The organism is Stenotrophomonas sp. GbtcB23 (genome assembly GCF_019091045.1).
GTDB classification, from domain to species: Bacteria; Pseudomonadota; Gammaproteobacteria; order Xanthomonadales; family Xanthomonadaceae; genus Stenotrophomonas; species Stenotrophomonas rhizophila_A.
Genome location: NZ_JAGXKC010000429.1, coordinates 1 through 269 on the forward strand (window position 1 = coordinate 1; position 269 = coordinate 269).

The window sequence follows — 269 nt, forward strand, 5'->3', positions numbered from 1 at the left end:
GATCGCGAGTCACGCTGTTGTCATCCGTACGTAGAAGACGCGCGATACAAGACAAGGAAGCCACGTAAATGGCCTCGGCCACTTCATATGAATGTCATCGATCGCGGCTACAGAAGCATTCGAATGTTTCAAAATAAATTCGAATGAATTGGGGCGAATCATGATCGAGATCAGCCGCCGGCAATTCATGGCCGGAGTTGCCGCAGCAACGGGCGCAAGCATGATGGCGGGGTAGCCGGCCCGTTCCGCCGCTGCCGCAATCGAAATTT

General features: G+C 53.9%; 1 protein-coding gene. It reads right to left on the reverse strand.

Annotated elements, in window-relative coordinates; genetic code table 11:
- Positions 1-9 precede the first annotated feature (9 nt).
- A partial coding sequence (locus KVS69_RS21200; protein WP_254622306.1) for a hypothetical protein occupies positions 10-269 on the reverse strand: 260 nt, incomplete at its 5' end.